General features: G+C 64.7%; 3 protein-coding genes and 1 pseudogene. All 4 read right to left on the bottom strand.

Translation table 11 applies throughout. From position 1 onward, the window contains the following. Positions 1–346, bottom strand: a pseudogene (locus ACT84W_RS03775) (peptidase T); the annotation flags it as partial. Between the two features lie 207 nt (positions 347–553). Further along, positions 554–1381, bottom strand: a complete 828-nt coding sequence (locus ACT84W_RS03770) for an HAD family hydrolase (RefSeq protein WP_444328250.1) — start codon at positions 1379–1381, stop codon at positions 554–556. Between the two features lie 17 nt (positions 1382–1398). Then, on the bottom strand, positions 1399–2673 hold the full coding sequence (locus ACT84W_RS03765; protein ID WP_444328249.1) for an ATP-binding protein: 1275 nt from the start codon (positions 2671–2673) through the stop codon (positions 1399–1401). 211 nt (positions 2674–2884) lie between these two features. Then, the coding region (locus ACT84W_RS03760) for an acyl-CoA dehydratase activase-related protein (RefSeq protein WP_444328248.1) at positions 2885–7048 on the bottom strand (4164 nt) is incomplete at its 5' end.

Below are 7048 nucleotides of genomic sequence, written 5' to 3'. Positions count from 1 at the left end.
TCTGCACGGGCTTTCCGTCGACTATGCCCGCCACAAGCGGGCCGCCCTCGTAGCGGACGACGCGCGGGCGGACGCCGGCGGCCGGCGCGTCGGGCGCGGTGTCGATGTGCGCGCAGAGCATGAGCGCGGGGGCGCCCTCGGCACCGGCGGAGGCGGGCAGCGTGGCCGTCACGTAGGCGTGGTCGTCCACGCGGACGTCCTCGCAGCCGAGCGCGGAAAGGTCGTCGCCGAGCACGCGCGCCATCTGGTGCTGGCGCGGAGTCGAGGGCGTGACCTGCTCGTTATCGGGATCGGACTGGGAATCGACCTGCACGTAGCGCAGGAATCGCTCGAGGACGTCGCTCATCTGGGTGGCCTTTCTTTGCCGCGGATCAATCTCCTCGATTCTACCGCGGCCGGCGCGTCTACGGCCCCGCAGGTCCTTCTTGCCACCTGCGAAGCCTTCGCAACGCCTAACTCCCATACAGCGGACGCATTTCGGCCATTTTCGGCCCAGATGCGTCCGCTGTATGGGAGTTAGATTGTGCGAGGGGGTACCTGGCGGCAAGAGGGGCTAGGCCGTCGCAGAAAGGATCGGCTCCAGGTATGCGGCGACGCCCGCCTCGTCGCAAGAGGAGGTCACGTGGTCCGCCGCCGCGAGAACCTCGGGAATCGCGTTGGCCATCGCCACGCCGTCGCCGGCCGCGCGGATCATAGACAGGTCGTTGTCCCCGTCGCCGAACGCGACCGCGTCCGCGACGTCCACGCCCAGGTGTCCGCACAGCCACGTGAGGGCCGCGCCCTTGCTCGCCTCGGCATTGGCCACCTCGGTGTTCATGGGCAGCGACCAGGTCCACTCGACGCCCTTGACGGATTCGGCGGCCGCGCGCACGGCGGGGGCGTCGACGTTTCCGGGGTGCAGCATCGTCACCTTGGTCGCAGGGCCGCGCTGAAGAAGCTCCTCCAGGCTGCAGTCATAAGGGGTGCGCAGGCTGTAGAAGAACTTCTCCGCGGCCTTATCGCCCCCAGAGGCCTCGTGCGGAATCTCCCAACGGCTCCGCTCGAGGTACACCTTGCCGTTGATAAAGACATCGAACGACACACGCAGGTCGCGAACGCGATCGTAGAGCTCGAGCACCTGCTCGTTGCTCATCGGGGCGCTGCGAAGCACGCGGTCCTCGCGCAGGTCGACCACCAGCGCACCGTTGCAGCAAATGGCGTAGCGCACGGCCGGGTGGTTGGCCAGGTCGGTCAGAACGCCGTTCGCGTTGCGGCCTGTGCACGGCACGAACTGCACGCCGCACTCCGCCGCAAGGTCGAGGACGCGCGCGTTGCGCTCGGGCACCTGCTTTTGCGTGTCCACGAACGTGCCATCGAGATCGGTGAATACAAGCTTGAGCATGTTCTTCTTCCCTACTCCTAAATCGCCCACAGCGGCATTGCCCACGCCCGGGAGCTAACCGGAAACGCGTCATCCGCCATACAGATGATGGCGCCGGTTCCCACCTCTCGCTTAAAGGCAACGAGCTCGGGCGGCAAATCGTCCGCCTCCACACCGTCCAGCGCGCTGAAATTCTTTGCGTCAGACGCAACGGGAGAAGCGCTCTTCTTTACCTCAATCGGAAACAGCGTACCGTTCTGTTCCAAAAGAAGGTCGATTTCCTTGCGGTCGTTGGTCCGGAAGAACCAAAGCTGGGGGCGCTTGCCCGCGTTGCAGTAGCTTTTATAGAGCTCGTCAAATACATAGGTTTCGAACACCATGCCCGACATCGCGCCCAGCTCAAGCGTAGAGGCGCTGTCCCATCCACACAAGTACGCGGCAAGCCCCGGGTCGGTAAAGTGCATAATGGGCTGCTTGCTCAGACGTTTAAGCAGGTTGTTCGAATACGGCTCCACAATCTTGACCAGATACGAGCTCACCAGAAGGGAAAGCCATGCCTTTGCCGTTTTCTGGTCGATATCCGCCAGGCGGGCAAGCTCCGCGTAGACCACAGGCTTCGAAGTAAGCGAAGCGCAGGCAGTCATAAAGCGCCTGAACTTGAGCTCGTCCGCCACCTGCGAAAGGTCGCGAATATCTCGCATCACGTACGTATCGATGTAGGACTCGTACGCCGCCGCCCGCAGATCCTCGGGCAACGAGCGAATCCCCGGAAACGAGCTGGCGGCTATGCGCTCAAAAGCATCGTGTACGCCAAACTTCGGCATAAGGCCCACTCTGCGCAAGTAGTAATCCGGCGTTGGCGAGAAGGGCTCCGAAGCGACGCCCGCGATCTCCGCGTTTGAAAGACCAAGCATCTCGACGATACCGGCTCGCCCGGCCAGCGACTCGGAAACCTCTTTCATGAGGTGAAGCGGCTGGGAGCCAGTAAGCCAGAACTGGCCATTCAGGTCGTCGGCATCGACGGCAAGTTTGATATACGGAAGCAGCTCGGGCGCCTTCTGAATCTCATCGATCAGAACGGGCGGCCTATAGCGCTGGAGAAACAGCGCAGGATCCGCCTTTGCGGCCATGCGAAGCGCTGAGTCGTCAAGAGAAACATACGAACGCCGGACGCCGGTGAGCTCTTGCTCTTTTTCGATAAGGTGCTTGAGCATGGTTGTTTTGCCCACCTGGCGCGGACCGGTGACCACCACAACCTTGAAGAACTCGGAATACCTGGACACAACAGGTTCAAGGGCCCGAGAAATGTACATTGCCGTACTCGATTCTCTCAAAAATGGAATGCATTCCAGATTTGAGATGATTTTATCGCAAGAATCGTCTCAAAACTGGAATCCATTCCAGATTTGAGACGATTCAAGGCCCCCGGCTCATCCATAAAAGAATGATTCGCGAAGGCCGACTCCCCAGGAAGTCATCCCTCCGCGAATCATTCTATGAACGCCAGCTCGCGCGACCCCTCAATTAGTCGACCGCCGCGCGCGCCTTAATGTCCTCGAGACGGGCGCGCTGCTCGTCGGACAGCGGAATGCCGTAGTCCTCGCCGCCGCCCACGGTCGGGTCGTCGTCGTTTACCAGCTTGAAGTCCTCGCCGCGGGCGTTGCGGTAGTTCTCCTTGGCAACCGAGATCATCAGCTTGATGCGGTTGAGCTGGTTGACCTCGGACGCGCCCGGGTCGTAGTCGACGGCCACGATGTTGCTCTCGGGGTGCATCTCGCGCAGGCGCTTGATGACGGCCTTGCCCACGACGTGGTTGGGCAGGCACGCAAACGGCGAGCAGCACACGATGTTGGGCGTGCCGGTCTCGATGAGGTCGCACATCTCGGCCGTGAGCAGCCAGCCTTCGCCCATCGTATTGCACAGGCTCAGGATCTGGCCGGCCTTCTCGGCGAGCTCAAAGACGCTCGGGTACGGCTCGAAGCGGCTGGACTTCTGGAGCATCTGGTTGATGGGCTCGCGGAAGCCCTCGATGAGCTTGATGCCGGCCTTGTGCGTGAAGCGGCTCGTGGCCTTGGTGCCCAGCTCCTCCTTCATGTTGATGGCGTTGGTCATGCCAAAGAGGAAGAAATCCACCAGGCCCGGGACGTTGGCCTCGCAGCCCTCCTGCTCAATCACGCGGACGACCTGGTTGTTGGCCGTGGGGTGGAACTTGACGAGGATCTCGCCGACCACGCCGACGCGCGGCTTGGAGCGGTCGTTCGTCAGCGGCAGGGCCTCGAAGGCGTCGATGGTCTGCTGGCAGAGCTTGTAGAAGCTCGAGCGGCTCGCATGGAGAAGGACGGACTTGGCCTGCGCCATCCAGCGCTCGTAGAGCTCGTCGGCCGAGCCCGGGCGCGTCTCGTAGGGGCGCACGCGGTAGAGGAGCTGCATGATGAGGTCGCCGTAGAGCAGCGCGTAGAGGGCCTTGATGAGCAGCGACGGCTTGAAGACGTTGAAGCCGGGGTTGTCCTCGTCGAGGCCGGAGGCGGCGGTCAGGCTGATCACCGGCACCTCGGGGTGGCCGGAGTCCTTGAGCGCCTTGCGGATGAGGGCGATGTAGTTCGTGGCTCGGCAGCCGCCGCCGGTCTGGGTGATGAGGACGGCGGTGCGGGTGAGGTCGTACTTGCCGGAGAGCACGGCCTCCATGATCTGGCCGGTGACGAGGATGGACGGGTAGCAGATGTCGTTGTTGACGTACTTCAGGCCCATGTCCACGGCGCCCTGGTCCACGGAAGGAAGAAGGACGGCGTTGTAGCCCTCGTTGCGCAGGAGTTCCTCGATGAGCTCGAAGTGGATCGGGCTCATCTGCGGCGCGAGGATGGTGTAGCCCTCGGCCTGCATCTCCTTGGTGTAGCGGACCTTCTTGAACGCGGAGCTCGCGGCCTCGCGGTAGACGGGAACGTCGCCGTCGTCGGCGCGCTTGCGCTCGGGGGTGCCGTCGGCGCAGCGGACGCCGGCGGGCTCGATCTCGTGGACCTCACCGGCGGCGGCGCGGGCCTCGAGCTCCTCCTTCTGCTCCTTCAGGGCGGCCATGAGGGAGCGGATGCGGATGCGCGCGGCGCCGAGGTTGCTCACCTGGTCGACCTTGAGCATGGTGTAGATCTTGCCGGAGGCCTCGAGGATCTCCTGGACCTGGTCGGTGGTCAGCGCGTCCAGGCCGCAGCCGAACGAGAAGAGCTGGATCAGGTCGAGGTCGTTGCGGGAGGCCACGAAGCGCGCGGCGCGGTAGAGGCGGGAGTGGAACATCCACTGGTCGACCACGCGGATCGGGCGCTCGGGGAGCATCTTGTGCGCGACGGAGTCCTCGGTGAGGACGGCGAAGCCGAAGGAGTGCACGAGCTCGGGGATGGCGTGGTTGATCTCGGGGTCGTTGTGGTACGGGCGGCCTGCGAGCACGATGCCGTGGCCGTGGTTCTCCTCGATCCAGCGCAGGGCCTCGTCGCCCTTGCGGTGCATGGCGTCGTGGAAGTCGATATCGGCCTGCCACGCGTAGTTGACGGCCTCGTCGACCTCGGCGCGGGTGATGTGCGGCCCGCGCACGCGGCCGCGTCCCTCGGCGGCGTCGCGCTCGCGCTGCTCGGAGACGAGCTCATAGAGGCGTCGCTTGAGCTCGCCCTTCTTGTCGTAGGGGATGAAGGGGTCGAGGAACTCGACCTTGGTGCCGTGGCCGAGCTCGTCGACGTTGAGCTCGAGCGCCTGCGGATAGCTCATGACGATCGGGCAGTTGTAGTGGTTGGTCGCGCCCGGGTCCTCCTGGCGCTCCCAGCGGATGCAGGGCATCCAGATGAAGTCCGGGTCCTTGGCGATGAGGTTCATGATGTGGCCGTGGCTGAGCTTGGCCGGGTAGCAGACGGACTCGGAGGGCATGGACTCGATGCCGGCCTCGTAGGTCTTGCCGTTGGTCTGGTCGCTGAGGACGACGCGGAAACCGAGCTTGGTGAAGAACGCGTGCCAGAACGGGTAGTTCTCGTACATGTTCAGCGCGCGCGGGATGCCCACGGTGCCGCGGGTGGCCTCCTGCTCGGAGAGCACGGGGCGGTCGAAGAGCAGCTTGTTCTTGTACTCAAAGAGGTTCGGGGCGTCGTTCTTCTGGCGCTTGGAGCCGCCCGCGCCCTTCTCGCAGCGGTTGCCCGTGATGAAGCGGCGGCCGCCGCCGAAGTCGTTGACCGTGAGCAGGCAGTTGTTGGAGCAGCGTCCGCAGTGGACGTTGGTGTGCTTGACCTGCAGGTTGTCGATGGCCTCGCGGGAAAGAAGCCCCGAGATGCCGTCGGCGCCCGCGCGATCGCGGGCCAGGAGCGCCGCGCCGTAGGCGCCCATGCAGCCGGCGACGTCGGGTCGGATGACCTCACGGCCGGTCAGGAGCTCGAAGGCGCGCAGGGTGGCGTCGGACATGAAGGTGCCGCCCTGGACGACGCAGTACTTGCCGATCTCGTCGAAGTCGCGGAGCTTGATGACCTTGAACAGCGCGTTCTTGATGACGGAGTAAGAAAGGCCGGCGGCCACGTCACCGATGGTCGCGCCCTCCTTCTGGGCCTGCTTGACGCGCGAGTTCATAAAGACGGTGCAGCGCGAGCCGAGGTCGACGGGGGCCTTAGCGTGAACGGCCGCCTCGGCGAACTCCTGGACCGTCATGTTCATGGACACGGCGAAGGACTCGATGAAGGAGCCGCAGCCCGAGGAGCAGGCCTCGTTGAGCATGATGTGCTCGATGACGCCGTCCTTGACCTGCAGGCACTTCATGTCCTGGCCGCCGATGTCGAGGATGAACTCGACGCCGGGGATGAAGGCCTTGGCGCCGCGCAGGTGGGCGACGGTCTCGATCTCGCCGGAGTCGGCGCGCAGGGCCTCGATGAGGATCTGCTCGCCGTAACCGGTGGTGGTCACGTGGCCGATGGTGCAGTCGGCGGGCATCTTGTCGTAGATGTCGTCGGTGATCTTGCGCGCGGTGCCGAGGATGTCGCCGTTGTTGTTGCCGTACCAGGTGTAGAGGAGCTCGCCGTCCTCGCCGACGACGGCCGCCTTCATCGTGGTGGAGCCGGCGTCGATGCCGATGAACACGCGGCCGTGGTAGCTCGCGAGGTCGCCCTTGGGCACGACCTGCTTGTCGTGGCGCTCCTTGAACTCGCGATAGTCGTCCTCGGTGGCAAAGAGCGGCTCCAAGCGCTCGACCTCGGAGCCCTGGGTGTCCTTGAGGTCCTCGAGCAGGCGGATGACCTCGGCGAAGGTCACGTGCTTCTGGGACTCGCCGGCCAGCGCCGCGCCCGTCGCGACAAAGAGGTGCGCGTTCTCGGGAACGATGATGTGCTCGTCGTCGAGGTTGAGCGTGACGTAGAAGCGGTGGCGCAGCTCGCTGAGGTACTGGAGCGGGCCGCCGAGAAAGGCGACGTAGCCGCGGATGGGGTGGCCGCAGGCGAGGCCGCTGACGGTCTGGTTGGCGACGGCCTGGAAGATCGAGGCGGCCACGTCCTCGGGGCGCGCGCCCTCGTTGAGCAGGGGCTGGACGTCCGTCTTTGCAAAGACGCCGCAGCGGGAAGCGATGGGGTGGATGCGCTCGGCGCCCTTGGCGAGCTCGTTCAGGCCCGACGCGTCGGTGTGGAGAAGGGAGGCCATCTGGTCGATGAACGCGCCCGTGCCGCCGGCGCAGGTGCC

This window comes from Paratractidigestivibacter sp. (assembly GCF_052362415.1).
Lineage (GTDB): Bacteria > Actinomycetota > Coriobacteriia > Coriobacteriales > Atopobiaceae > Paratractidigestivibacter.
This window is presented reverse-complemented; position numbering and strand designations above follow the sequence as displayed.

What these genes read in the sequence shown, in the direction of transcription:
- ACT84W_RS03765 (WP_444328249.1), bottom strand. Translation starts at nt 2,673, where the DNA reads ATGTACATTTCTCGGGCCCTTGAACCTGTTGTGTCCAGGTATTCCGAG.
- ACT84W_RS03770 (WP_444328250.1), bottom strand. Translation starts at nt 1,381, where the DNA reads ATGCTCAAGCTTGTATTCACCGATCTCGATGGCACGTTCGTGGACACG.